The 25,126-nt window shown below is 67.1% G+C and carries 27 protein-coding genes and 3 pseudogenes; 16 read left to right on the forward strand and 14 right to left on the reverse strand.

Annotation, left to right across the window (positions count from 1 at the left end):
• Positions 1-110: 110 nt before the first annotated feature.
• The 3 genes from NI2_RS33750 (at position 111) to NI2_RS11750 (ending at position 1,525) form a co-directional block, all read left to right on the forward strand.
• Positions 111-254, forward strand: a complete 144-nt coding sequence (locus NI2_RS33750; protein ID WP_157104663.1) for a hypothetical protein — start codon at positions 111-113, stop codon at positions 252-254.
• 169 nt (positions 255-423) lie between these two features.
• A complete protein-coding gene (locus NI2_RS11745; protein WP_067489573.1) occupies positions 424-762 on the forward strand; it encodes an LGFP repeat-containing protein in 339 nt (112 codons plus the stop codon).
• 142 nt (positions 763-904) lie between these two features.
• Positions 905-1,525 (forward strand): hypothetical protein, encoded by a 621-nt coding sequence (locus tag NI2_RS11750; RefSeq protein ID WP_067489576.1) that lies wholly within the window; start codon positions 905-907, stop codon positions 1,523-1,525.
• Positions 1,526-1,529: 4 nt separating this feature from the next.
• Here NI2_RS11750 and NI2_RS11755 read toward each other — a convergent pair whose 3' ends face one another.
• Positions 1,530-1,790, reverse strand: a complete 261-nt coding sequence (locus NI2_RS11755; protein WP_067489579.1) for a hypothetical protein — start codon at positions 1,788-1,790, stop codon at positions 1,530-1,532.
• A gap of 208 nt (positions 1,791-1,998) precedes the next feature.
• Between NI2_RS11755 and NI2_RS11760 the strand changes: the two genes are divergently transcribed.
• The 4 genes from NI2_RS11760 (at position 1,999) to NI2_RS11775 (ending at position 7,527) form a co-directional block, all read left to right on the forward strand.
• Complete coding sequence (locus NI2_RS11760; protein WP_067489581.1) at positions 1,999-3,225, forward strand: bifunctional glycosyltransferase family 2/GtrA family protein; 1,227 nt, start codon at positions 1,999-2,001, stop codon at positions 3,223-3,225.
• Complete coding sequence (locus NI2_RS11765) at positions 3,222-5,246, forward strand: glycosyltransferase family 39 protein (protein ID WP_067489584.1); 2,025 nt, start codon at positions 3,222-3,224, stop codon at positions 5,244-5,246. Before NI2_RS11760 ends, NI2_RS11765 begins: the two co-directional genes overlap by 4 nt.
• A 104-nt stretch (positions 5,247-5,350) precedes the next feature.
• The gene (locus tag NI2_RS11770; RefSeq protein WP_067489587.1) at positions 5,351-6,052 is read left to right on the forward strand and encodes a response regulator transcription factor; all 702 of its coding nucleotides are present in this window, start codon (positions 5,351-5,353) and stop codon (positions 6,050-6,052) included.
• Positions 6,049-7,527 (forward strand): sensor histidine kinase, encoded by a 1,479-nt coding sequence (locus NI2_RS11775; protein ID WP_243750009.1) that lies wholly within the window; start codon positions 6,049-6,051, stop codon positions 7,525-7,527. The genes NI2_RS11770 and NI2_RS11775 overlap by 4 nt, the downstream gene beginning before the upstream one ends.
• Here NI2_RS11775 and NI2_RS11780 read toward each other — a convergent pair whose 3' ends face one another.
• Together NI2_RS11780 and NI2_RS11785 are read right to left on the reverse strand one after the other, a co-directional pair.
• Positions 7,528-8,412 (reverse strand): bile acid:sodium symporter family protein, encoded by an 885-nt coding sequence (locus NI2_RS11780; protein WP_067489590.1) that lies wholly within the window; start codon positions 8,410-8,412, stop codon positions 7,528-7,530.
• A gap of 113 nt (positions 8,413-8,525) precedes the next feature.
• Positions 8,526-9,890: an MFS transporter gene (locus NI2_RS11785; RefSeq protein WP_067490327.1), complete on the reverse strand. Its 1,365-nt coding sequence runs from the start codon at positions 9,888-9,890 to the stop codon at positions 8,526-8,528.
• 116 nt (positions 9,891-10,006) lie between these two features.
• Here NI2_RS11785 and NI2_RS11790 point away from each other — a divergent pair, with 116 nt between their 5' ends.
• Positions 10,007-10,690 carry a PAS and ANTAR domain-containing protein gene (locus NI2_RS11790; RefSeq protein ID WP_067489593.1) on the forward strand — a complete coding sequence of 228 codons (684 nt, stop codon included), beginning with the start codon at positions 10,007-10,009 and terminating at the stop codon, positions 10,688-10,690.
• 132 nt (positions 10,691-10,822) lie between these two features.
• A complete protein-coding gene (locus NI2_RS11795) occupies positions 10,823-11,398 on the forward strand; it encodes a TerD family protein (protein ID WP_067489596.1) in 576 nt (191 codons plus the stop codon).
• Between the two features lie 69 nt (positions 11,399-11,467).
• On the opposite strand, the gene NI2_RS11800 is transcribed toward NI2_RS11795, so the two are convergent.
• Positions 11,468-11,935, reverse strand: a complete 468-nt coding sequence (locus tag NI2_RS11800; protein WP_067489599.1) for a hypothetical protein — start codon at positions 11,933-11,935, stop codon at positions 11,468-11,470.
• A 61-nt stretch (positions 11,936-11,996) separates the two neighbouring features.
• Here NI2_RS11800 and NI2_RS11805 point away from each other — a divergent pair, with 61 nt between their 5' ends.
• Positions 11,997-12,506, forward strand: a complete 510-nt coding sequence (locus tag NI2_RS11805) for a hypothetical protein (RefSeq protein WP_067489601.1) — start codon at positions 11,997-11,999, stop codon at positions 12,504-12,506.
• Positions 12,507-12,511: 5 nt separating this feature from the next.
• On the opposite strand, the gene NI2_RS11810 is transcribed toward NI2_RS11805, so the two are convergent.
• Together NI2_RS11810 and NI2_RS11820 are read right to left on the reverse strand one after the other, a co-directional pair.
• Positions 12,512-13,111, reverse strand: coding sequence for a recombinase family protein (locus NI2_RS11810; protein WP_067489605.1), 600 nt, complete (start codon positions 13,109-13,111; stop codon positions 12,512-12,514).
• A gap of 615 nt (positions 13,112-13,726) precedes the next feature.
• On the reverse strand, positions 13,727-14,116 hold the full coding sequence (locus NI2_RS11820; RefSeq protein ID WP_166655803.1) for a TetR/AcrR family transcriptional regulator: 390 nt from the start codon (positions 14,114-14,116) through the stop codon (positions 13,727-13,729).
• Between the two features lie 122 nt (positions 14,117-14,238).
• Here NI2_RS11820 and NI2_RS11825 point away from each other — a divergent pair, with 122 nt between their 5' ends.
• Together NI2_RS11825 and NI2_RS11830 are read left to right on the forward strand one after the other, a co-directional pair.
• Positions 14,239-14,625, forward strand: a complete 387-nt coding sequence (locus NI2_RS11825; protein ID WP_208115379.1) for an FAD-dependent oxidoreductase — start codon at positions 14,239-14,241, stop codon at positions 14,623-14,625.
• Complete coding sequence (locus NI2_RS11830; RefSeq protein WP_067489616.1) at positions 14,622-15,269, forward strand: DUF3159 domain-containing protein; 648 nt, start codon at positions 14,622-14,624, stop codon at positions 15,267-15,269. Before NI2_RS11825 ends, NI2_RS11830 begins: the two co-directional genes overlap by 4 nt.
• 171 nt (positions 15,270-15,440) lie before the next feature.
• Here the strand turns inward: NI2_RS11830 and NI2_RS11835 are convergent, their stop codons facing one another.
• Positions 15,441-15,869 carry a VOC family protein gene (locus NI2_RS11835; protein WP_067489619.1) on the reverse strand — a complete coding sequence of 143 codons (429 nt, stop codon included), beginning with the start codon at positions 15,867-15,869 and terminating at the stop codon, positions 15,441-15,443.
• Positions 15,870-16,387: 518 nt separating this feature from the next.
• Here NI2_RS11835 and NI2_RS11840 point away from each other — a divergent pair.
• Positions 16,388-17,266, forward strand: a complete 879-nt coding sequence (locus NI2_RS11840; protein ID WP_067489622.1) for an alpha/beta fold hydrolase — start codon at positions 16,388-16,390, stop codon at positions 17,264-17,266.
• Positions 17,267-17,712: 446 nt separating this feature from the next.
• On the opposite strand, the gene NI2_RS11845 is transcribed toward NI2_RS11840, so the two are convergent.
• From NI2_RS11845 to NI2_RS35100, 5 genes and pseudogenes are all read right to left on the reverse strand, one after another.
• Positions 17,713-18,351: a LysE family translocator gene (locus NI2_RS11845; RefSeq protein ID WP_067489624.1), complete on the reverse strand. Its 639-nt coding sequence runs from the start codon at positions 18,349-18,351 to the stop codon at positions 17,713-17,715.
• A 170-nt stretch (positions 18,352-18,521) separates the two neighbouring features.
• Positions 18,522-18,722, reverse strand: coding sequence for a hypothetical protein (locus NI2_RS11850; RefSeq protein WP_067489628.1), 201 nt, complete (start codon positions 18,720-18,722; stop codon positions 18,522-18,524).
• A 99-nt stretch (positions 18,723-18,821) separates the two neighbouring features.
• A complete protein-coding gene (locus tag NI2_RS11855; protein ID WP_371851967.1) occupies positions 18,822-19,334 on the reverse strand; it encodes a GNAT family N-acetyltransferase in 513 nt (170 codons plus the stop codon).
• A 129-nt stretch (positions 19,335-19,463) separates the two neighbouring features.
• Positions 19,464-20,540 (reverse strand): ribosome small subunit-dependent GTPase A, encoded by a 1,077-nt coding sequence (rsgA, locus tag NI2_RS11860; protein WP_067489634.1) that lies wholly within the window; start codon positions 20,538-20,540, stop codon positions 19,464-19,466.
• A gap of 412 nt (positions 20,541-20,952) precedes the next feature.
• Positions 20,953-21,102, reverse strand: a pseudogene (locus NI2_RS35100) (hypothetical protein); the annotation flags it as partial.
• Here NI2_RS35100 and NI2_RS33060 point away from each other — a divergent pair.
• Positions 21,055-21,372: pseudogene (locus NI2_RS33060) on the forward strand (ArsR/SmtB family transcription factor). The pseudogenes NI2_RS35100 and NI2_RS33060 overlap by 48 nt on opposite strands.
• 68 nt (positions 21,373-21,440) lie before the next feature.
• On the opposite strand, the pseudogene NI2_RS35840 reads toward NI2_RS33060, so the two are convergent.
• A pseudogene (locus NI2_RS35840) lies at positions 21,441-21,946 on the reverse strand (Tn3 family transposase); the annotation flags it as partial.
• A 994-nt stretch (positions 21,947-22,940) separates the two neighbouring features.
• Here NI2_RS35840 and NI2_RS33755 point away from each other — a divergent pair.
• Entirely contained in the window at positions 22,941-23,423 is a 483-nt protein-coding gene (locus NI2_RS33755; protein ID WP_133734120.1) for a hypothetical protein, read from the forward strand.
• A gap of 34 nt (positions 23,424-23,457) precedes the next feature.
• On the opposite strand, the gene NI2_RS11880 is transcribed toward NI2_RS33755, so the two are convergent.
• Positions 23,458-24,159 (reverse strand): TetR family transcriptional regulator, encoded by a 702-nt coding sequence (locus tag NI2_RS11880; protein WP_067489647.1) that lies wholly within the window; start codon positions 24,157-24,159, stop codon positions 23,458-23,460.
• A 90-nt stretch (positions 24,160-24,249) separates the two neighbouring features.
• Here NI2_RS11880 and NI2_RS11885 point away from each other — a divergent pair, with 90 nt between their 5' ends.
• Positions 24,250-25,125: an alpha/beta hydrolase gene (locus NI2_RS11885; RefSeq protein WP_255284017.1), complete on the forward strand. Its 876-nt coding sequence runs from the start codon at positions 24,250-24,252 to the stop codon at positions 25,123-25,125.
• The last annotated feature ends 1 nt before the right edge of the window (position 25,126 follow it).

Raw genomic sequence — 25,126 nt, forward strand, 5'->3', positions numbered from 1 at the left:
CGGTTGAACACGGTGAAAGCCCGCCTCGGGAGGCACCGATACGCGACACGAGAAAGGTTCAGCCGCAAGATGTCTCACCATTTTCGCGCCACGACGGTTACGGTGGTGCGGTGGCAGGGACGAGATGTCCCACCGGCCCGCTGATCGTGCGGGTGCTCGAAGGCCACGGCGTCGAAGAAACATCAAGCGGTACCGAGCTCGACCACGCGGATACACCGGCGTATTCGTGCGGTTCGGCGGCGGTGGCGCGTTGATGTCGTTGGGGTAGCCAGGATGTGACGAGCACGATGCTGACAAGTAGCCGACGGCAGCACTTTCGTGTCGAAGTCGTGTCCTCGCACGAGTCTCCCCAAAAACGTCCCGTGATGCGGTAACTTAGCGGCTGCTTTGCCAATGATTGTCTGTGTGAAAGGAATTGGATTCATGGGATTCGAGGCCACGGGAGCGATCGGCGACCACTACAACGAGGCCGGTGGCGCGTCGAGCCCCCTCGGTGAGCCGATCTCGGCCGAACTGGACGCCCCGGGCGGCGGCAAGTACCAGGAGTTCACCGGCGGCGTCATCTACTTCAAGCTCCCCACCGGAGCCAAGACCGTCTACGGCGCGATCCGTCAGGCGTGGGAGGCCGAGGGCGGCGCGGGTGGCCGTCTCGGCTACCCGACCTCCGACGAGCAGGACATCGAGGGTGGCAAGATCAGCCACTTCGAGAACGGTTCGATCAGCTACTCGATCGCCGACGACGCGGTGACGATCAACGCCTAACGTGTGATCTTCACAGGTGGGCACCGATCCGACGGGTCGGTGCCCACCGGCGTATCCGGGGCACTGAATGCCCGGTGCGTGCGTATTCGGTCCGGCGCGGGGTACACGCCACCCACCTCTGTTGTCGATGATGGGAGGCGTCATGGTGAATGTCGACGAGAAAGGCGCGGCCGGGCGCGGCGGTAAGCTGCACATCCCGCGCAGCCGCGGCGCGCTGGGCGGTCTGGCGGTGCTGCTGCTCGGTATCTGGGGCGCGCTCATACCGTTCATCGGTCCGTACTTCGATTTCGCCTACACCCCGGACGAACCGTGGGTCTGGACGACGGCACGCGGCTGGCTGCAGGTGCTGCCCGGCGTGGTCGCCATCGTGGGCGGCCTGCTCATGCTGATGAGCCGCAATCGGGTGGTCGCGAGCTTCGGCGCGTGGCTCGGTGTCGCGGCGGGCGCGTGGTTCGTGATCGGACCGTTCCTGGCCGCCTGGTTCCGGCTCGGGGACATGGGTGAACCCGTGGCCGGCTCGGACGTCAAGCGCGCACTGTTGCAGCTGACGTTCTTCTACGGGCTCGGCGCGCTGATCCTGTTCTTCGCCGCGAGCTCGCTTGGCAGGCTGTCGGTGCGCAGCACCCGTGACATCGCCTTCGCCGAACGTACCCGCGTCGTCGGTGACGATCGGGCTCGCGTGGTGGAGGACGAAGTCGTACCCACCGAGGGAGCGCACACCCGAGGGTTCGGAACGCGCGGTATCCGGCACCGCCCGGTGTGAGCGGTCAGGCGGTCTTGACCGTGACCACCGTGTCGGCGCTGGGGTAGTCGAGGACGCGCAGCCGCCCGGTGACCAGGTCGACGGTGTCGGCGACCACGCGACCGGCGCGGCGCGCGTCGTCGGCGAAGCTGGTGCTCACCACCCGGTAGCTGCGCTTGGCGGTGAGCACGATGTCACCGGCGCGCAGGTGACCGGCGGACCGGGGTGCTCCCTGGGCGTCCTCGGCCGCGCCGGTTCCCCTGATGAGCTCGATCAACTTCAGCACTGTGTTCTCCCAGTATGTGAAAACGCCGTCTGACGCCCCGCGCGCCGGTCGGCGAGCGGTATCCAGCTCTCTGTACCCCGAATCGTGATGGTTGAACCCTCTTATTTCGGGCACTCCAGGCCATTCGGCGGGCCCACGCGCGAGGCTTCCAGGAACCTCCCAGGTCAGACGCAGGTCTGCGCCAGTTTCGCCGGTCACTGTCGGTGTCATGACCGACACAGAGACCGCCAGCTGGGCGGCAACCGTGGCCGAGGTGACCACCGCCCCCGGGGTGGACGTGGTCGTCCCGGTCCACAACGAGGAAAACGACCTGGCCGACTGCGTGCGCAGGCTGCACGCCTTCCTGCGTGACGGGTTCCCGTTCAGCGCCCGCATCACCATCGCCGACAACGCTTCCACCGACAACACGCTGTTGATCGCCGAACATCTGGCCGCCGAACTCGACGGCGTGCGGGTCGTGCACCTGGACCGCAAGGGCCGAGGGCGGGCCCTGCACTCGGTGTGGAGCAGCTCCGATGCCCAGGTGGTCGCCTACATGGACGTCGACCTGTCGACCGATCTCAATGCCCTGTTGCCGCTCGTCGCGCCGCTGATGTCGGGGCATTCCGATATCGCGATCGGTTCCCGGCTCGCCACGTCGGCGCGGGTGGTGCGCGGGCCCAAACGGGAGTTGATCTCGCGCGGCTACAACCTGCTGCTGCGCACCTGCCTGCAGGTGCGGTTCTCGGATGCTCAATGCGGCTTCAAGGCGATGCGTGCCGAGGTGGCGCGCGAGCTGCTGCCATTGGTGCGCGATCGCGAGTGGTTCTTCGACACGGAGGTGCTCGTGCTGGCCGAGCGGGCGGGACTGCGCATCCACGAGGTGCCCGTCGACTGGATCGATGATCCCGACAGCCGCGTCGACATCGTCGACACCGCGCGCAAGGATCTACTGGGGATGTGGCGGGTCGGCCGGGAGATGGTGAGCGGGCGCCTGCCGGTCCCGGAGCTGCGGGCCGCGATCGGGCGAGAACCATTGGTCCCTGGTGTGCCGGTGGGCATGGTCGGGCAGTTGGTGCGTTTCGCCGTTGTCGGTGTGCTGTCGACGCTGGCCTATGTGGCGCTGTATCTGCTGATGCAACCGGCCGTCGGCGCGCAGGCGGCGAATCTTCTCGCCCTGCTGGTGACGGCGGTGGCGAACACCGCGACCAACCGCGCCTTCACCTTCGGTATCCGTGGCCCGGAAAGGCGTGCGGTGCAGCATGTTCAGGGGCTGCTGATCTTCCTGTTCGGTCTGCTGATCACCAGCGGGTCGTTGTTCGCGCTGCATCGGTGGGCGGCGGGCGCGTCGGTGCAGCTCGAGCTGGCTGTACTTGTCGTCGCGAATTGCGTTGCCACGCTTGCTCGTTTCGTCGGGCTCCGCTGGGTGTTCCGTGGTGCGGGTGATCGCCGATGACCGCGGTGATGACGAAGCCGGAGGCCGAACCGGTAGCCGACACCCCGCTGACCCGACCGCGTTGGGAATTTCCGGCTCTAGCCGTGCTGCTTATCGGTACCGCGGTGGCCTACCTGTGCAACCTGACCGCCAACGGCTGGGCCAACTCGTTCTACGCGGCGGCCGTGCAGGCCGGCTCGGTGTCGTGGAAGGCGTTCTTCTTCGGATCGTCGGACGCGGCGAACGCGATCACGGTCGACAAGACCCCGGCCGCGCTGTGGCCGATGGAATTGTCGGCGCGAATATTCGGATTCAGCAGCTGGAGCATGCTGGCACCGCAGGTGCTGCTCGGCCTCGCGTCGGTGGCGCTGTTGTGGGCGACGGTTCGCCGCTACCACGGTGCGGCGGCCGGTCTGCTCGCCGGTCTCGCACTTGCCCTGACTCCGGTGGCGGCGTTGATGTTCCGCTTCGACAACCCCGACGCACTGCTGGTGTTCCTGATGATCGCCGCGGCCTGGGCCATGTTGCGGGCCACCGAATCCGGACGTTGGCGCTGGCTGGTGCTGTGTGGGCTGTTCATGGGATTCGGCTTCCTGGCCAAGCAACTGCAGGTGTTGCTCGTCCTCCCGGCGCTGGCCCTGGTGTACCTGTTCGCGGGGCCGCCGAAGCTGGGCACCCGGCTGCTGCAACTGTTCGCCGCCGGTGCGGCGATGGTGGTGGGTGCGGGTTGGTGGGTGCTGATCGCACAGCTGTGGCCGGTCGACTCGAGACCGTACTTCGGTGGCTCCCAGAACAATTCGATCATCGAGCTGACCCTCGGCTACAACGGCCTCGGTCGGCTCAGCGGTGACGAGACGGGCAGCGTCGGTCCCGGTGGTGAACTTCCTGCCGGTGGCAACGGAATGTGGGGGCAGACCGGCATCACCCGCTTGTTCGACTCCGCTCAGGGCGGGCAGATCGCGTGGTTGCTGCCTGCCGCGCTGATTCTCACCGTCGTGGCACTGGTCTTCTACGGCCGTGTACCGCGCACCGACCTTCGACGAGCATCGGTAATGCTCTGGGGCGGTTGGCTGCTCGTGACCGGTCTGGTCTTCAGCTTCATGAAGGGGATCTTCCACCAGTACTACACGGTCGCCCTCGCGCCTGCGGTCGCCGCGCTCACCGCGATCGGCGCTGTCCTGCTCTGGAACCATCGCGGTCGGATGACGGCTCGCATATGCGCCGCCGCGACGATGGGCATGACTACGGCCACTGCCTGGGTATTGCTCTCGCGCACCAGCGATTTCGTGCCCTGGCTGCGATGGGTGCTCCTGGTCGGCGGGCTCGGTGCGGTGCTCGCGCTGCTGCTTCCGCCCACACCGAAGCGGTCGGCGTTCGCGGCCCTGCTCGCCGGGATCCTCGCGCTGAGCGGGCCTGCCGCCTACACCGTCGAGACCATCGCCTCGGTCAATGCCGGGTCCATTCCCAGTGCGGGCCCGGAAGTCCGTGGCGGACGGGGTATGCCCGGGCCCGGTGGCGAAATGCCTGACGGTAGAGGAGGAATGGGCGGTCGCGACAATGCGCCGATGGGCGGTACCGCGCCCGCAGGCGGAGCACCCGGCAACGGTTCCGGTGGAGGCGGTGTCCCGAGCGCGACGGCCGAGGCAACTGCGCCCGGTGGGGGTGCTGCCGGTAGTGCTGTGCCGAACGGCGGCGGCTTCCTCGGTGGCGCGAGCCAGGTGAGCGACAAGGTGATCGCGCTGCTCACCGACGACGCGGACAACTACACCTGGATCGCGGCGGCCACCGGCTCGAACTCCGCCGCCACCTACCAGCTGGCCACCGAACTGCCGGTGATGTCGCTGGGCGGGTTCAACGGCAGCGACCCGTTCCCTACGCTCGCTCAGTTCCAGCAGTACGTGGCCGACGGCCGGATCCACTACTTCATCGCGGGCGGCGGCGGCCCAGGAGCGCGGGGCGACGATGCGATCGCCGCCTGGATCGCGGCGAACTTCAGCGCCGTGCAGGTCGACGGCGTCACTGTCTACGACCTGACCAGCTGAACGACGAGGTACGCGACGACCACGGGGCCGTCGCGTACCCCGTTCACAGGAAACGCCCAGTTTCCTTCCAGGTCCGTGTGCGGTGGGCCAGCCATGCTGAATCCATGACCGCCGAACCACCCGAAGCCCGCATCCTCGTCGTCGACGACGAGCCGATGATCGTCGAGCTGCTGAGCACCAGCCTGCGATTCCAGGGTTTCGAGGTGGCGACGGCCGCCGACGGTGCGGCCGCGCTCGACGCCGCGCGCCGCTTCCGCCCCGATGCCCTGGTCGTGGACGTGATGATGCCGGGCATGGACGGCTTCACCCTGCTGCGCAGATTGCGTGCCGACGGCGTCCAGGCACCCGTGCTGTTCCTGACCGCCCGCGACCAGACCGAGGCCAAACTGACCGGTCTCGGCCTCGGCGCCGACGACTACGTGACCAAACCGTTCAGCCTCGAGGAGGTGATCGCCCGCATCCGCGTGATCCTGCGCCGTGCGGGCACGGCCGCTCCGCAACGGAATCCCCGGTTGCGCGTCGCCGACGTCGAGCTCGACGACGAGAGTCACGAAGTGTGGAAGGCGGGGGAGCCGGTGAGCTTGTCGCCGACCGAATTCACGCTCCTGCGCTACTTCATGGTGAACGCGGGCAAGGTGCTGAGCAAGCCGATGATCCTGGATCACGTGTGGCACTACGACTTCGGCGGTGACGCGAATATCGTCGAGTCGTATGTGTCGTATCTGCGGCGCAAGATCGACACCACCGAACCCAAACTCATCCATACGCTGCGCAGCGTCGGATACGTGCTGCGGGCACCGAGGTGAGCGTCTCGGCTCGGGTCGCACGGCGTTTCGCCGCTGTGCCGCTGCGTGTGGGCCTGGTGGTCGTGCTGCTCGCGCTCGCGACGGTGGTGCTCACCGCGGTGGGGGTGGTGGTCACCTCGGTGATGTCGAACTCGCTCACCGACCGGGTCGACGAACAGCTGATCGATGCCGCGCGAACCTGGGCGCAACCGAGAGCGATGAAGCAGGTCACCGACTCGGCGGGCAACACACGCTGGGTGCCCGCCGACGCACCGGACGTCGTGCCGATGGCAGGGGAGCAGCCGCGCCGGTTCGCCGAGATCCGCACCGGGCCCGACGGCGAGGTCTATCTCGAGTCGCCTGGCGCCACCGACGGCTCGTCCGGACTGCCGGACGTCACTGGTGACGAGCGCGGCCCGCGCACGGTCGGCTCGCGCAGCGGTCCCGACACCGACTGGCGGGTGCTTACCACCACGAACGGCCGCGGCTCGGTCACCGTCGGGCTGTCGCTGTCGGAAACCCGGCAGACGATCACGGGCCTGCTTCTGGTGCAGGTCGTCGCGGGTGTCGCCGCGTTGCTGCTGCTCGGCGTCGTCGGCTATCTGGTGGTGCAGTGGAGCCTGCGCCCGTTGCGCGCGGTGGAGGAGACAGCGGCCGCCATCGCCGACGGTGATCTGCACCGCCGTGTTCCGGTGCGCGGTGTCGACACCGAGGTCGATCATCTCGCCCGCTCACTGAACGTGATGCTCACCCGGATCCAGGACGGCGTCGCCGCGACCGAGGCCTCCGAGGCGGCGGCGCGGCGTTCCGAGGCGAGGATGCGTGAGTTCGTCGCCGACGCCAGCCACGAATTGCGCACCCCGCTCACCACCATCCGGGGATTCGCCGAGCTGTACCGGCACGGGCACCGCACCGACCCCGAGACCCTGTTCGGCCGGATCGAGGCCGAGTCCATCCGGATGGGTGGCCTGGTCGGTGACCTGCTGATGCTGGCCGATCTCGACGCCAACCGGCCCCTCGAGCGGGCGCCCGTCGACCTGCTCGCCCTGGCGCGCGACGCGGTGGGCGATGCCCACGCCCGCGACGCCGGACAGCCCGTCGCCCGCGCGATCGAACTGGAAGTCGCCGGTGACGGAGCCATGGTCGTGATCGGGGACGAGGCAAGACTGCGACAGGTCATGGCGAACCTGCTGGGCAATGCGCTCACGCATACTCCGCCAGGAACCCCGGTCACCGTGCGTCTGCGCCCCGGTGACGACGAGGTCGCCATCGATGTCGTCGACGAAGGGCCCGGTCTGCCGGCCGAGGCCGCGTCGCGCGTGTTCGAACGGTTCTATCGCACCGACGACTCGCGCACACGGTCCAGCGGAGGCTCAGGTCTCGGGCTGTCGATCGTCGCGGCGCTGGTGGCGGCCCACGGTGGGCACGTCGGCGTCGAGAGCACGCCCGGTCGGGGCGCCACGTTCATCGTGGTGCTGCCCCGCGACATGCGCTGACTACGCCGTGACCGGCGCAGGCTCCCGGTGCACCGCCCGGCGGCTGACGAGCGCGCCGAACAGCGTGGCCAGGGGCGTCATGAGCACGGCGTACACGGCGGCGGGCACCGCGATGCGCGCACTGTCGAGGACGGTGATCGCCAGGGTGATGGCGATCGCGCTGTTGTGCACGCCGACCTCCATCGACGACGCGATCGCCTGCGGCGGGCTGACCCCGAACGCGAGCGGCACCAGGTAACCGGTGGTGAGGCTGATGACGCAGAACACCATGGTGATCGCGCCGACATCGAGGAAGTAGCCGCCGATCGCCGCTCGGTCCGCGATCATCGTGACCGCCACGATCACCGCGAGGATCAGCACCGACGCGATGCGCACCGGCAGGTCCATCCGGGCCGCGAACCCCGGCGCCCGCCGCCGCACCTGCATGCCGATCAGGACCGGGATCAGTACGATCGCGATCACCTGCACGGTCTTGCCGAACTGCAGCCCCAACTGGCCCGTCTCGTTCTCGGCGAACTGGTGGACGGCCAGATTCGTGACCAGCGGGACGGTCACCACACACAGCATCGAATTGACCGCGGTGAGTGTCACATTCAGTGCCACGTCACCACGGAACAGGTGACTGAACAGATTCGCGGTCGCCCCGCCCGGCGAGGCGGCGAGCAGCATCATCCCCACCGCGAGCAACGGCTCGAGGTCGAACAGCGTCACCAACCCGAACGCCACCGCGGGCAACACGATCACCTGACACACCAGGGCCACCGCGACGGCCTTCGGCGCCCGCGCGACCCGTGTGAAATCGGCTCCGGTCAGCGACAGGCCGAGCCCGAACATGATGACGGCCAGCGCCGGCGGCAGAGCCGTGGAAAGAAACGAGGAGTTCATGCACCACCGATCGTCGCGGAAACCCCCACCTTATGCGGCAACAGCTTTCGCCACACCGCTGTTGGAGCGAACCCGGGTCCGGACAGCGATGTGGCGAAAACTCGTCAGCAGCCTCAGGCGGCGAGGGCGTGGGAGTCGCGCGGCCACCGTTGATGTGCTGCGTCGATGACGTAGGGATGGGTGTGCTGGTAGAGCCGGTCGGTGATGCGAACGGCGTCGGCCAGGCGAGCGGGGTCGATGGTTCCGATCTCGTGCAGATGGGTGATCTCGGCCGGGTCGTGGCGGGGCCAGGACCGCAGCGCGACCGTGGTACCGAGGGCAGCCAGCCCGAGCAGCACCAGCCAGGTGGTCGTGAAACCGGCTGCGGTGGTGAGCCATCCGGCGATCGGATAGGTGAGCAACCACGCCAGGTGCGACAGCGAGAACTGCGCGGCGAACAACGCGGCCCGGTCGGCGGGTTGCGAGGACCGCCGCAGAATCTGTCCGGTCGGGGTCAGGACGGCGGCAGTGCCCGCCCCGATCACGGCCCACACGGCGCCCGCCGCGATCCAGCGCCACTGTCCCGCTGCGGCATTCGACAGCGCCACGGCCGCGCCGAGTCCGGTCATCAAGGTGGCCGCACCGCTCAGCATCGCCGGCCGGGGACCGACCCGATCGAGCACCCGCGGCAACGACAGCGCCACGACCATGGTGCCGAAACCGTTGGCGGCCAGCAGGATCGCGACACCGGTCTGCGAACCGCCGAGCGTGTCGCGCACATAGTTGACGGTGTTGACCATGATCACCGATCCGGCCGCCGCGACCACCAGGTTCAACCCGAGCAGCCCACGCAGCCGGGGCGTCGCGGCGAAGATCCGCATCCCCACCGCGATCCGCTGCCGGAAACTGCCACCGGTGGTCGCCCCCGCGTCGGGAATCCTGGTGGACACCACGAGGACGGCCGAGACCACGAAGCCGATGGCGGTGCCGACGAACAGCCAGTGGAAGCTGATCAGGGTGAGTGCCGCCGCCGCGAGCATCGGGCTCAGCAGCGTCTCCATGGTCGCGGCCAGCTGGGCCGCCGACAGCGCCCGGGTGTAGTTGCGTTCGTCGGGCAGGATGTCGGGGATCACCGCCTGATACGTGGGAGTGAAGGCCGCCGAGGCGGTCTGCAGCACGGCGATGAGCACGTAGATGTGCCAGATCTGGTCGATGAAGGGCAGCGCGAGCACCACGGCACCGCGCACCACGTTGAGCGAGACGAGGAAGAGCCTGCGCGGGAACCGATCGGCATAGGCCGCGACGATCGGGGCGACGGTGACGTACACCAGCATCTTGATGGTGAGCGCGGTGCCGAGCACGGCGCCTGCGTCGGCGCCCGCCAGTTCGTAGGCGAGCAGACCGAGTGCGACCGTGGTCAACCCGGTGCCGAACAGCGCCGTCATCTGGGCGGTGAACAGCCGGAGATAGTCGCGGTTGGCGAACAGCGAGGTGATCATGCTCTGAAGGTACGACTTCACGGCCGGAAAGTAAACCCCTAGGGGGTATAGGTATCGAATCTGCGGATACGAGCCCGATAGCTCCCTGACCGGGCGCGATAGGGGATACTTCGCAGGTGACATTGAGTGAAGAATCAGTACCGGACGCGGTCACCGCGATCAGCCAGGTGATCGGCGCCGAGGCCTGCACGGGCATCGGTTCGTTCCAGTTCTGGTTTGCCGACGCGCGCTGGGAATGGTCCGACGAGCTCGCCGAGATCTACGGCTACGGCCCCGGTGAGGTGGAGCCGACCACCGAGCTGCTGCTGTCCCACAAGCACCCCGACGACCAGCAGGATCTCGCCACCGCGATCACCTGCGCCATCGACGCGGGCGAACCGGTCTGCGGCAGGCACCGCATCATCGACACCCGAGGCGCGGAGCACGAGGTGATCATCGTCGGCGACCACCTCACCGACGACGACGGCACGGTGATCGGCACCACCGGCTACTACATCGACGTCACCCAGCGTCTGGAAGAGGAACGCAAGGAGACCCTCGACGAGACCCTGCCCGAACTGATCGAGGCGCGCGCCGCCATCGAACAGGCCAAGGGTGTACTCGTCCTCATGTACGGCGTCGGCCCCGACCAGGCGTTCAAAGTGCTGCGCTGGCGCTCCCAGGAGACGAATACCAAACTCCGCGACCTCGCAGCCCAGCTCGTCGCGGACGCCCGTGGCCTCGAACCCCAGGTGCCGGGTTGCCGAACCCGCTTCGATCACCTGCTGCTGACCGCGCACGAACGGGTCGATCAGACCTGATCCGGTAGCGGAATCCGGCTGTATACCAGACTTTTTCGGGTTCCCGGCGAGCCGTCGCCGCGTCGCCACGCAGTGCTAGTGTGCGAAGCGTCGGCGCCCTCTGTGCCGCGTTGATCGATGGGAGTAATCGGTATGGGTGTCAGTTTGTCCAAGGGTGGCAACGTCTCGCTGACCAAGGCGGCGCCGAACCTCACCGCCGTGGCGGTCGGTCTCGGCTGGGATCTGCGGACCACCACCGGCACGGACTTCGACCTCGACGCCAGCGCCATCGCGCTCGGCGCCGACAAGAAGGTCGTGTCCGACAAGCACTTCGTGTTCTTCAACAACCTGAAGTCCCCCGAAGGCGCGATCGAGCACATCGGTGACAACCGCACCGGTGAGGGCGAGGGTGATGACGAGGTCGTCAACGTCGACCTGGCCAACACCCCGCCGACCATCGAGAGCATCGTCTTCCCGGTCTCGATCTACGACGGCCTCACCCGCAACCAGTCCTTCGGCCAGGTCCGCAACGCCTACATCCGCGTGGTCGACCAGGCCAACGGCGAGGAACTGGCCCGCTACGACTTGTCCGAGGACGCCTCGACCGAAACCGCCATGGTCTTCGGTGAGCTGTACCGCAACGGCGCCGAATGGAAGTTCCGCGCCATCGGCCAGGGCTACGCCTCCGGCCTCGAGGGCATCGCCCGCGATTTCGGCGTCAACCTCTGATTCGCCACGCACCGGGGCCGGCAACGCGGTCCCGGTGCGCTTCGTCCTGCTCCTCCGCGCTTCCGAGTCTCAGGGCATTTCGACGGTTTCCGCCCGGGCGATCTCGCCGATGGCGCGGATGATGCTGTCGTGGGTGGGGATGTGGGTTGCCTCGGCGAGGTGGGAGATCAGCAGGACGGCGGCGGGGTGCGGATCGGCCGGTGGATGGTCGGGATGTTCGTCGATGCCGAGGGCACCGGTGAGCGCGGTGGCGACGGTGGTGGGGTCGAGGCCGGGAAGCCAGGGGATCGACTGGCGGATCACGTCGGTCAAGACGGAGCGGATGTCGTCGGCGGCGAGACCGTCGGGGTGGGCTGCTTCGAGAAGTTCGCGAATCACGGCAGACAAGACGACGGTCACCTGGTCGGTCGGGAGGTCTGCGAGATCACCGATGTGTTCGCGGAAGGTGCATTCGTCCCGGGTTCGCGCTGCCTCGACGGATGCCGCGACAGTAGCCGCGATCGCGCGGGCCGACGACGGCCAATCGGACGGCCACATGGTGCTCCTCGCAAATCGGATCGCGCACGGGGACGGCGCGGGTCGGTCCCAAGCCTAGCGAGTGGGGAAGCCCACCCTCGTGGCTGCGGCGTCGGTGACATTCGAAGAGCATCGCACCGGCGACGGGGGGCATGTCATGTGGGCGCTGCCGCAGTCCGATCACGACTTTCTCCGTGAGGCCGCACTGCTCGCCTGCGCGTTGATCGGTGCCGACCCCGTCTATCTCGACGCGAATTTCCAGCTCCTCGAGCATTATTCGGCATCGGCGCGCACCGATCCACACCTCGGCGTCGAGCATGTCTCCGCGCACCTGCGTCACCACGATCGCGACGGAACCGTGCGTGAAGGCTGGGCACAGGTTCGTGCCGACCCGTCCGGCCGGCTGTACGACGCTCCGCCGCCCGATACACACTGGCGCGACAGCGATATCGACCTGACGCGCACTCCGGCACGTGACCGTCTCGCGGCGTTGGCACCCCGGGCCCTCCGGATCGACGACGAAAACCTCACATCTCGGCCCCGGAGTCCTGAAGGTGGCCCCAGCCGCAAAGTAGCTTCGCGCTCAGCGTGATTCGTCTACGGTTCGCCGGGCGAGCCGTGCTGGCTGGCGGGTTCGAGGTGGCGGTAGATGGTTTTGCGGGAGACGCCGAAGGTTTCGGCGATCTGGGCGACGGTGTAGCGGCGTTTGCCGCGCTGATCGCGTTCGTCGTACATCTCGCGGGCCTTGAGCGCCTGCAGCTCGGTCAGCGCGGGTGGCCGACCGCCGACCCGGCCGCGGGCTCGCGCGGATTCGAGTCCTTCGAGCGTGCCTTCGCTGATCAGGTCTGCGGCCATCTCGTCCATGGCGGCGATGACGTGGAACAGGAAACGCCCGGCCGGGGTGGTGGTGTCGATGCCCTGCTTGAGCGCGATCATGTCGATGCCGCGCTCGTCGAGCTGCGCGGCGAGTTCGGTCATGTGCCGCACGGATCGGAACGGGCGCGAGAGCCGGGTGATCACCAGTTCGTCGCCGCGGCGCAAGTGCTCGAAGCATTTGTCCCACTCCGGGCGCCGGGTGAGCTTGCCGGAGGCCTTGTCGACCCAGATCCGTTCGCACCCGGCAGCATTGAGTGCGTCGATCTGGGAGTCGTCTTTCTGCCCACGTGTGGACACCCGCGCGTATCCGAACCGTCCCATGCCACGAAACTGTCCCATAAAGGGGCGACATGTCCCGTTCCGTCCCATAGATTCCGCCCACTCCGGCTGCCGTCGCCCCATCACCGCCCGGCGCTTTAACTTGCGGGACCAAGAGGGGCAGCAACGCTCATGTACCAGGTGACACGATTCTTACCGACACCCCATGACGACGGAACGACCGTCGGGCTCGGTCTGGGTGAGTGTGGCGACGCATGGGTGCCACGTTGCGGCGACCCAGGCTCGTTCATCGTCGGTCAGGCTGCCGAGTTCGAGGCATCGGCGGCCCCAGGACTCAATCAGCCTGATGATAGTCGGCGAATCGTAGACATCGCGTTCACAACGGAATCGGCCATCGCCCGCGGAATAGAGATCACGCACAGCCGGACATGAAACCACCAGCACCACAACACTGCTCGCGGTTCACTGAAGAACAACGATCGGGGGCTGCGCCGCCAGTCGCTAAGCGTGACTACTCGTCGCCAGTCTCTCAAGGGCCGCGTCGATGTTCGGAGGGTGCGCTACTCCGTCGTTTCTCGACGTTTCGGTGGATGCCTTTGTCTTGCGGCGGCCGGACGCGGTAGAACCGATGCTCGGTGGCGTGCTCGTGAGCGTCACTCATGGTGGTGCGGTTTGTCCGGTCAGGCAGTGTTGCACGAGCGGACCGAACCGGCTGACCAGTTCGTCGAGGGACGCTGACGCGATCGGTTCGATCCGCACGACGTAGCGCGCCACCGCGAGGCCCAAGATCTGGACGTTGACCATGCCGGCCCGGACTGCGGCATCCGGCGTGCCGAGCAGTGCCGCCAGCTTGCCGGTGATTTCTCGGTCGATGTACTCGCGGAGCAGCGTTTCGGATCGGTCGTCGGCCTGGGCCGACCGAGTCAGCATCGCGAGCGGGGCGCGGCCTGAGGCGTCCATGGTCTCCACGAGTGTCCGGATGATGCGCTCGCCGATGCCGTCGAGGCCGCCGGTGAAGATCGATTTGGCTGACGCTGGCGCAGGGATTACGTCAGGCGGGGATCGGCGCGCTGCGGTTCACCGAGCCGCCGACCTCCGCGCGGGAGCGGTGGCTGCCGGCCCTGCGCCCCAGCGCGGTCGGTGAGATCGATGACTACCTCATGTGGGCCATGCCGAGCACACAGGAGCTGCTCGGCCCGGCCGGATCACCGGCCGCGATGTGGCGTCGGGCCAAGGATGTGGTCGCGGATCTGCCCCCCGCCCTGCAGGTGGTCGTCGCAGAGGCGTGGCCGGACCTCACGGTCGTACTGCGCAGCGGGATGATCCCTCCGATACCCGCCTGGCCCGCCGGTCCGGTGACGGTGGTCGGTGACGCAATCAATGTGGCCCCGGGCTTCGGCGGCAACCTGGCGATGCAGGATGCGCACCACCTGTGCGAGGCATTGGCCGAGGCGTACCACGGCAGACTCGACCTGGTCGACGCGATCGATGCGTACGAAGACACGATGCGCCGGAACAGCTTCTTCGCGCCTGTCGCGGCGAACACGGGCGCATGAGTATCAATCTGCTGAGCCAGAAGTCGCTTTCCTGGTTCGCAGCCGTGGGCGGTTGGCGCACCGTCGCCGAAGGAGTCGCATCCCGGGTGGTGTTCCTGGTCGCCTATCTGGTGACCGATGAGGTAGCGGCCTCCGCGCTGGTGGCGGTCGGTGCTGTGGCGGTGTTCGCCGTGGTGCGTGTGTTCAGCGACCGAAAGTACTGGCAGGCAGCGATCGGGCTGCTCTTCGTGGCGATCTCGGCCTCGGTGGCCGGGAGTACCGGGAACGCGGTCGACTTCTACCTTCCGGCCGTGCTCACGCAGTCGGGCAAGGGCTCGGTGTTCCTGATTTCCATTCTGGTGCGCTGGCCGGTAATCGGCTTGGCGCTGGGATGGGTACGCGGTGAACGATTCGGCTGGCGGCAAGACCCAGCGCAGCGACGGCGGTATCAGATGTGCACGGCGGTCTTCCTCGCGAAGTGCGGCATTGCCACGATGGTGCTGGTACCGCTGTACCTGGTCGGGAAGGTGACCGCGCTCGGCATCGCCACGCTGGTCTGCGGTGCGCCAGCACTCGGTGTCTGCATCTACCTGTGCGGGCGGATCCTGCACATTCGAACGGACCTGGACCACCCGCCCCCGGCGGTCATCGCGCCAAACCGTTGACAGCCAGCCTCATTCAACGCGGCCCCTGGACATTTCTCCGAAGTCGGGCGGAGCGACGAGCGTTCGACAACGGTGCGCCCGAGATACCGCGGCCTCGTCGGCGTCGACGCCGCGGGAATGACTGATCAGACGTCCGAGCATCGGCTGGGCACTCGCGCTGGATAAGGAGCTTCAGTAGGTCGGCCAGTTACCCGGTGTCATGAGTTCGAGGAGGTGCTCGTCGGGATCCCGAAAGTAGATGCTGCGTCCGCCACGTGCCCAGTCGGTCCGGCCTTCGATCGGAATGTCGTGTGCCTTCAGGTGAGCCTCCCACGCGGGCAGTTCGTCCTCGGACACGGCGAAACACACATGGAGTCGGCCACTGCCGTCGTGGGGCGGGATCTCGCCGTTCGGCAGACCCGGCCCTGACAATACCTTCGGCTCGAGCGATCCGCCGCGACGGAACAGCAGCAACACATTGTCGCCACCGATATCGAACGCGCACAACGGATCCGCGTCGAGAATCGGATTCAACTGCAGTACATCGGTGTAGAACTTGCGAGAACGATCCAGGTCGTCGACATACAACGCGGACTCGATGATCCGGTCGAGTTTCGGCACTGTGCCCTTCCTTCTCTCGAATACGGTGTCGCGACAATCGTGCAACCTCAAGCCCACTTGAAGTCTAGGGTTGCGTGCGTCACAAACACGCCGCGCACATCAGCCTCGACCGCCACCCAACTACGCCGCCCCGGCCCACATCGCCTCGGGCGCATTACAATTCAACGTCCGCTCATGCGGCAGACCCGCCGCCTGTTGGCTGCCGGTCTTATTGCAGTGTGTTTGCCACGGCGGCCAGACAGCTCGCCGCCAAGTGACGCACCGACTCCCCAGATGCGCTCGCGGATCGGCCCCGGCTTCGGTTAGGGTGACGATCATGGCTGATATCTTCGCCCGCCTCCGAGCTGCCTGAGACAGCTGCTTCGTCGGCACTTTGCCGGCCGATTCAGCTCGTCATACCCGCACGGCCTCCGGTCGGTGCCCTCGATTGGGACCTGCCGTTGTCAGGCCTCAATTCTTTGCACCCTTTTCCGGCGTCGGCGACGTCTGGCGCACCTGAACCGATTGGACGACTTCTCATGTCCCGGAACACCTCCTCACGCCCACACTCGGCGCCGACCTTCGTACTGGTGCACGGCTCGGGCTCCAGTTCGTTCATGTGGGCCCCGATCCAGCGTGAACTCGCACTGCTCGGTCACCGCAGCTTCGCCGTCGACCTCCCCGGACACGGCTTGGATGCGCAGTACCCCGTCGCCTACCAGGCGCCACAGGACCTCGACGCGTGGGCGGCAGAGCCTTCGACGCTGGCCACGGTCACCTTGCGGGAAAACGCCGACCTGGTCGTCGACACCGTCCGTCGCCTCGCCGAGCATGGGCCGGTCGTGCTGGTGGGTGCCAGTCTCGGCGGCACGGCCATCAGCGTGGCCGGGAACCTGGTACCGGACCTGGTGGACCGGCTCGTGTACATCTCGGCCTGGTCCTGTGTGAAACGAGCCAACCCCATCGAGTACTTCGGAGAGCCCGAGTTCGCCGCCAATCTGATGGGACCGCTCGCCGCGCTCAACGTCGGCGACCCGGCCGAACTCGGGGTCGGCCGAGCCAACTACCGCACTGCCGACCACGAACTGCTCACCGCTATGAAGGCGGCGATAGCGGACGACATCACCGATGAACAGTTCCGGGCCTTCCTCAACATCCTGCAACCCGACGAGTCCATAGCGGTGATGACCGGCGACGCCCGGGTCGAGGCTGACACGTGGGGCACGATCGCCCGCAGCTACATCCGGCTCACCGAGGACCGTACGCTCCCGATCGCCATGCAGGACAGGCTGATCGCGGAAGCGGACGCGTTGACTCCGGACAACCCGTACGACGTCCACACCCTGGACACTTCCCACGTCGGGTTCGTGTTCCGGGCACCGGAGGTGGCCGCCATCCTCGACAAACTCTCCAAGTAGAACAGGACGCTGTCCGGAGCAATGTTGGTGTCGGATCAGCCCATCCCGCAGGTTGAGACGTCTCAGCCTGCGGGATGGGAACACCCTATAGAGAGGCTCAGTAGAAGCGGTCACAGGGTCTAACTCCCAGCTCGCGGCACAACGTGTGGTCAGCCGCGCGGGATGCGCTTACGATCCGCCGCCTCGCCGTCGAGGTCGGCGCGTCGCGAATGGGCCTGTACCGGCACGTGCCGGACAAGCCCTCGGCGCGCGCGATCTTGAGGACGGCCTCGACGATCTGGCGTTCGTGGATCCGGCCGGGCCCGGCTGACCGTCTGGGCCGGACAGTCGCGCCATGCACGCCGCCCTGGCTGGGATTCGTGCCGGATCGTCTGGTCACGGCCCCACCGGTGGCGATATCGCGCCTGGCTCCCTTCCGTTCGCAGGGTCCGGCTGGTGTGCGCCGATCACTCCTGACGTCCCGTTGCGGCGACCGAGACACCCAGCCCGACCATCGTGAGCCCGCCGACCCCGCCGATGAGGGACAGCCGCCGCGGTGACCGCGCGAACCACTCCCGTGCGGTGGCCGCGACCATTCCCCACACCACATCCGATGCCACGGCGATGACGTTGAACACCAGACCCAGCACCAGCATCTGCACCGCGACGTTGCCCTGCGTGTGGTCGACGAACTGAGGCAGCACGGCGGCGAAGAACACGATCGTCTTGGGATTGGTGATGCCGACCGTGACACCTTCCCAGAACGTCCGCAGACCACCCCGCCCACCCTCGACCTGGGCACCTGCCATCCGCAACGATCCACGCTCCCGCCATGCCTTCACGCCGAGGTAGACCAGGTAGGCGGCGCCGACTAGCTTCAGGACGGTGAAGGCGAGGACCGAGCGTTGCACCACGGCCGAGACTCCGAAGGCCACGGCCACGACCAGCGCGTAGGCGCCGATGGTGTTTCCCGCGACCGTGGTCAATGCCGCGCGGCGTCCGTGCGCCAGCGCCCGGCTGATGACGAACAGCACGCTCGGACCGGGGATCACGATGAGCAGAAATGACATCGCCGCGAAGGCGAGCAGACGGTCGGTGGACATCATCACACTATGCAAGCACGGGCAACGGCCGGTGCACCAGCGGTATTACGACATGCCGCGGGGCACCCGCTCACCCACAGGTCGGGGAGTGCCGAGATCACGCTGCGCCATCAGCTGGCCGCCGACTCCGTCCCACCAGTCGCTTTCGGTAGCGGATGACGGGCGCTCACCCGCTACCCGGCGGATTGTGCTGCGGCCGTGTTTTCCTCGGTGGTTCGCAGTGGGTAGGAGTTGGCCCAGAAGGCTAGTGTAGTGCCGGTGGACCACTCGATCTCGGTGACGACCAGAACACCGTCGGGGGTCAGCAGTCGCCGCCATGCTTGCAGGGCGATGTCGAAGCCGATGGTGTAGACCGAGCCCTCGGCCCAGAACATGTCGAAGCTGGAGATCGGCGCGTCCTGGGCTGGCTGCCTGTATGTATGCAGGCCAGCCCAGGACGACGAGGGAGGGCGGAGCGGAGTGTTTCGGCTCGGTTAGATGCCGAAGGGCGCTGCGTAGCGGACGGTGCCGCTGGGCAACTGTTCGGAGTCGAGGCTCAGTGCCATCAATGCCTCGTCGGGGACATCGATACTGAGCCGGATACCGTACTCCGAGGCGCGGGTGAACCCGAACCGCGGGTAGTAGGTCGGATGTCCGAGAACGATCACGAAGTGCTCGCCCGCCCGCTCAGCAGCCTCGAGAGCGGCACGGATCGCCGCGGAGCCCGCCCCGGTCTTCTGGTACTCGGGTAGCACCGCGCACGGTCCCAGGCATAGCGCCGGGGTGTCGTCGACGTGACAGCGAGTCAGCAGTGCGTAACCGACGGGCTTGCCGTCCGGTCCTGCGCTGAAGATGGACAAGCTGTCTATCCACGCCGAGTCGGCGCGTAGAGCGTCGACGAGATCGGCCTCCTCGGCGGTGTCGAATGCGGCGAGGTTGATCTCTCGGATAGCAGGGATGTCCGCTGCGGTCTCGGCGCGGGTGATCCAGTCAATGCGAGTACTCAAAACAGATTTCTCCATTCGTGATGGTGAGTTGAACGGCGAGAACGTCCGCGGGTTTGCGGGCAGAAGTGCCTGCCGCAGGCAGACGGGCCCAGCAGGGAGGTCCCCGGATGCGTGATGCCACGATCGGCGCTAGTGCTGGCGGTCGCGGAATCGGTAGGTCGCGCGCAGATCCCGCGTGATCGCCTTCTTGGTTTTGCTGCGCTTGGCCGAATCCCGGGCGTTTCCCCGGGCCGCTGCCCGCTCGCTTTCGCGCAACAGCTTGCGGTACCGGTCGAGCCTGCCCACATCCAACATGCCGGCGACCACGGCTTCCTGTACCGCGCAGCCTGGTTCACTGCGATGCTCACAATTACGGAAGGCGCAGTCCCGGGCGTAGGCCTCGATCTCGGCGAAGACCCGCTCCACCCCGTCCGCGGCATCTTGCAAGCCGATACCTCGCAAGCCCGGAGTGTCGATAAGCACCCCGCCGCCGGGCAACGGCAGCAACTCACGGTGCACGGTAGTGTGCCGACCTTTGCCGTCACCTGCCCGAACTTCGTTGGTACCCATATGCTCTCGACCGAGCAGCGCGTTGGCAAGAGTGGACTTTCCCGCACCCGACGGGCCGAGCAGGACCGTGGTCCCGGTCACCACCTCCGACAGAAGGTCTAGACCCGTTCCTGTCATGGCGCTGGTGGTGACGATGTCCACGCCGGGTGCCAGCGAGGTGAGAGCGGCCAAGGCTGCGTCGAGATCGTCGGGTACGTCGGCTTTGGTGAGTACGACGACCGGTCTCGCACCGCTGTCCCAGGCCAGCGCTAGTAGCCGTTCGACCCGGCCCGCGTTCAGCGGTGCTGTGAGCGAGACAGCGATGGCGACGGTGTCGACGTTCGCCGCCAAGACCTGCTGGTGGGAGGTTCGATCCGACGAGGCCCGAGTGATCGCGCTGCGTCGTGGCAGCAGCGCCACCAACTCCGGCTCCGGCTGTAGGCGCAGCGCTGCCCAGTCGCCTGTGCACACAGTATGGGCGGGGTCGAGGGAGGCCACCGCCGCGCTGGCCGCGCGGACGGGACCCGATGCGGTCAACGTGTCACAGCGGCCGCGGTCGACCCGCACGACGCGAGCCGGAACCAGACCATCGGCCGCGTGAACTGCGAACAGCGCTGCGAACGAGTCGTCCCACCCGAGTGCGGACAAATCGAATGAGGACGGAGAAGATGAATACATAGTGAGACCCTTGGGAAAAGGGGCCCCGGCTCGAACACCGAATCCACCGCGGCTACGAGCCGACACGGCTCGCGCCGCTATCGGCGGTAGGAATCTGTCAGACCGGAGCCCGGGACGTGAGGATGGTCCGGGCGCTGCACAAGGCAGCGGTCTTCACCGCGATCATCAACTCACCTCCCAATCTCTCGCACCACGTCTAACTCGGACGTACAACCCTAACACCAGACGACAGGACCCGCCATTGATATGTGACCAGTCTCCGCCACACCGTCCAAGCGAGCGGCCCGCCGTGGAAATGGCGCTCTCTCCTCGATCGATATCTTTCTCGCGCCCAGATCCGCGTGCTTGTCAGACCGGGCCCCGCGGAGTAGGCCAGATTCGGTGGCGATTTCAGGTCGATGCAGTGGATAGCGAGTGCGGTCTGGACACTGCAGATGACGATCAGCAGCGCACCGTCGAGGACGTGCCCGATCGCCGCGGCACCGATCGCGGCGACCACCATCAGCAGGTCGACATCGAGGGTCTTGTCCCGCAGGGCCTGCAATCCGGCCACCCCGGGTTCCAGGCGTTGGCGACTCCGAGCCGGCTGCTGATCCTCACCGAACTACGGCAAGGCCCCGCCCGGTGTCCGAGCTGGTCGAGATAGAACAGTCGGCGGTCTCGCATCAGTTGCGGCTGTTGCGCAACCTCGGCCTGATCACCGGCACCCGCACCGGGCGCAGCATCGTCTACAGCCTGTACGACGACCGTCGCTCAACTGCTCGACGAAGCTGTCTACCACAGCGAACACCTGCGCCTGGGGCCGGCCGATCAGCCCGACACCGCGCGCTGATCTATCCCGCGACCCGCCCTCGGCGCAGGTCCAGGCGGGTGGTCATGTCGAGTCGGAACCGGCCGTTACTGCTGGGCGATCAATTCCCACCGGATCGGGCGGGTCAGCACCGGTCCCAGCTGGCCGTGCACGCCGACGTCGTCGGCCCGGTACAGCCGGATCGAGCCGATGTTCTTCAACCGGGGCAGTAGCTTGAATCCCAGCAGTTCGGTGAAGGCGAACCCGACCACCGAAGCGCCTTGTGTATCAACGTAATTCGACCGATCTCTGCGTCGGTGCAATGCCGCAACAAGCCCTCGATCATCGCCGCCACCTCCGACGACGAACACGATTTGAGCTGAGAGTAGATGCACACGTTGCGGCGTTCGACGTGCCAGTAGATCATCACCCCGTACCCGCCGTAGTGCTGGTGGTACTGGGTCATCAGGTTCGACTCCCACGACCCGAACTTCTTCGAATCGCTCGCGCACGCGGTGCCCGATCCCCACCAGTTCGGATCTCGCGCGGCGAAGGTCGCGTTCACTAACTTCGTCGTCGCACGCCGCAGATTGTCGCGGGTGATGAAGTGCCGGCGCACATGCCGCAGCGCCGCCTCGGATTCCTCGCTGATCCACTGCTCACCGCGCCGCCGGGTCAACCGGACGCCTCCGGTGGTGTTCTCGGCCAGGCCGGTATCGAGGCGGTTCAGGGCTTCGTTCATGCGCTGTTTGAGCCCGCCGATGAACTCGGTCGGATCCAGGGGCTGGCGGATCGCGGCATAGTGCACCTCGCGGGCGGTGTCGAAATCGCCGGGGAGGTCGTCTTCGGGGTTGCGCCATCGGTTCCCGCCCTCGACGTAGATCTCGCGGCGCCGGATCGCGTCCCGCAACGCGACCAGCACACACAATTCGTACGGGATGCGCTCGACGCGCCGCTTCTCATCGACCACCGCCTCCCGCCACGCCTTCGGCACCACACCCTCGAGCGGTGCGAGCGCATGGGTGTCGTAGAAGCGGACCTTCCCGTCGATGCTCGCGTACCGTCCCAGCAACTCCATCGCCACCATGACCGGCCGGTAGGCGGTGTTGTTGCACCGAGAATCCAATGCTGCCAGCAACGCCGGCAGCATCCGCCGATAGTGATTGGAATACGAGCTGCGCAGCACCGTGCGCACCCGCGCCTGGAACACCTGGTCGTTGGCCTTCGCCTCTTTCACCAACTCCCGCAGCGTCTTCTCCCCGACCACCGGATACAGGGCCTCACGCACGATGTCGTCGGGGTGATCGACTGCGGCTTCGGCGAGCCGGAACAGGATGTTCTCCTTGCCCCGCACCCGCCGCAGATCCTCGGTCAGCTCCTTTTCCACCCGCCGATCCGCCCGCGTATTGACCTTGTGCACCAGCTCGATCAGCAGATCCACCAGTGCGTCGGTGATCTCGGCCGACCGCACCCAGCACAGTGCCGCCAGCAGCGTCAGCATGATCGGGCTCGGCATATCCCGCAGATCCGACGGAAACGACCGCGCCGCCCGCGACCGCCACGCATCGACCAGCTTCTCACTCGCGTCGGCGAACAAATCCGGCGACAACATGACCGACCTCGAATCCGCCGCCGCCGCACTCGCCGACGGACTCGCGATCGATCTGCCCCGACTGCAACCGGCAGGTCAGGTGCGCTTCGACCCGGCCACGCTCGGCGTTGTGGTCGGGCTGTGGTTGCTGAAGAACGTGGCCGACGGCGTCGCCGAAGCGATCAAGGAGGGCTCGAAATGCGGCACCGAGTCCCTCGCGCAGCGGATCGGTGCCGCGATCCGTCGCCGGGTCCGCGGCGACCTCCCCGGGGCGATGGATTCCGGCGCCGAAGACCGTGCGCTGGACAACGCCGTCGTCGCCGCTGAATCCGCATGGGACGAGGCGCATTCCGCGCGCGATCACCGCTGTCCCGACCGGCGATCTGATCGCGGAGGCCGTGGACAATGTCACCGCCGCCTTGATCGAGTCCGGTCTGCCGCCGGCCTCGGCTGCCCGCGTGGGCGCGGTCCTGCGCACCGAACTCCACTTCCTTCTCGATGAGGGATAGCCTGTCGCATAAACAATTCTCAGAACCTCAGGTTTTGAGAACTCGATAGACGGTCGCGCGGGATACCGCGAACCGATCGGCGAGTTCCTCGGCGCCGACTCCGGAGCGGTGGAGTTCCCGCGCCAGCTCGACCTGCTCGGCCGTGAGCGCCGCCGGGCGTCCCCCGTTGCGCCCCCGAGCCGGCCCACGCGCCCGTCGAACGGCGGATTCGCCGAGCAGTGCTCGCGCGCCGTCCAGGATCAAGCCACGTAGCCGTTCGATCGGTGCGTCGCGGAACAGCACGACCGGATCGGCCAGCCCGGCCACCACCTGACACGCCCGTACGCGCTGTTCCAGCCCGGCTCCCGGCCCCGCGACGAGGTCGTTGGCCAGCGCGATCGCGGCCCGGAAACGGTCGGCGATCGGCGCCTGGACGAGCAGGCTCATGTCTTTGACGAGCATGGTGAGTGTCTGCCGGTGGCGCAGATGCACATCGACATATCCCTCGATGGTCCGCCACCGCACGTCCTCGGCATCGGTGCCGGCCTCCGCCTCGGCGAGGGTCGCTTCCAGCTCATCCAGCAGGGGGACGGTGAGCTGGTGCAGGATCGCCTCTTTGGAGTCGAAGTGGTAGTAGAGGGCGGCCTTGGTGATGCCCACCTCGTCGGCGATGGCCTGCATCGAGGTCGCCCGGTAGCCGCGCGCGGCGAACAGGGCACGCGCGGCCGACAGAATTCGCTCGGATGTCATCGCACCACTTACCTCGGGTCAGTTCGGACGCTACGATTACTTACCAAGAGTCAGTCTAGTGAGGCGGGAGCAAGTCCTGTGCGAACCCGAGTGTCCTTCCCATCCGGAAACAGCGGGTGCGTCGGCTACCTGGAGCTCCCCGAGGGCAGGAGTACGCTGCCCTGTGTCGTCCTGTGCCACGGATTCAGTGGGACGATGGACCGCCTGTTCGACCACGCGCGCCAATTCGCCGAAGCAGGTTGGGCCACACTGGTATTCGACTACCGAGGCTTCGGCGAGAGCGAGGGTGAACCGCGGCAGGTCCCCGACATCGGCGGACAACTCGACGATCTGCGCGCCGCGGTCGCCTTCGCCCGCGCGCACGACCGCATCGACCCCGAGCGCATCCTGCTGTGGGGCAACTCGCTCGGCGGCGCCCACGCGATCACCGTCGCCGCCACCGACCCGCGCATCGCCGCGGTCGTCGCACAGATCCCGTTCAACGGATTTCCCGAGAAGGTCGAGGGCCGCTCGGCCGCGAACAACCTGGCACTGCTGGCCGCCATCATCTGGGACACCGTGCGCGGCAAACTCCGCATGCGGCCTTACTACATCCGGATGGTCGGCGCACCGGGCGAACTCGCCGTCACCGCCTCCGCCGACGCCGAGCGGCACATCGCCACCCTCACCGGCGGTGGCGAAACACTCTGGCGCAACAGCATCGCCCCGCGCGCACTGCTGTCGATGATGCGATACCGCCCGGCCGAATACGCCGCGCGCCTCACCTGCCCGCTGCTGGTGTGCGCCGCCGCCGACGATCGGGAGACACCCCTCGACACCAGCCGCGAGCTGGCAGAACGAGCACCCGACGGCCGATTGCGCGTCTACCCTGGTACTCACTTCACCTTCTACACCGAACCGGCGCTGCGCACCCGCGTCGTCGCCGATCAGATCGAGTTCTTCCGCCACGCCTGCGATCGGGTGTGAC

Origin of the sequence: Nocardia ignorata NBRC 108230, from assembly GCF_001612905.1 — a bacterium.
GTDB classification, from domain to species: domain Bacteria; phylum Actinomycetota; class Actinomycetes; order Mycobacteriales; family Mycobacteriaceae; genus Nocardia; species Nocardia ignorata.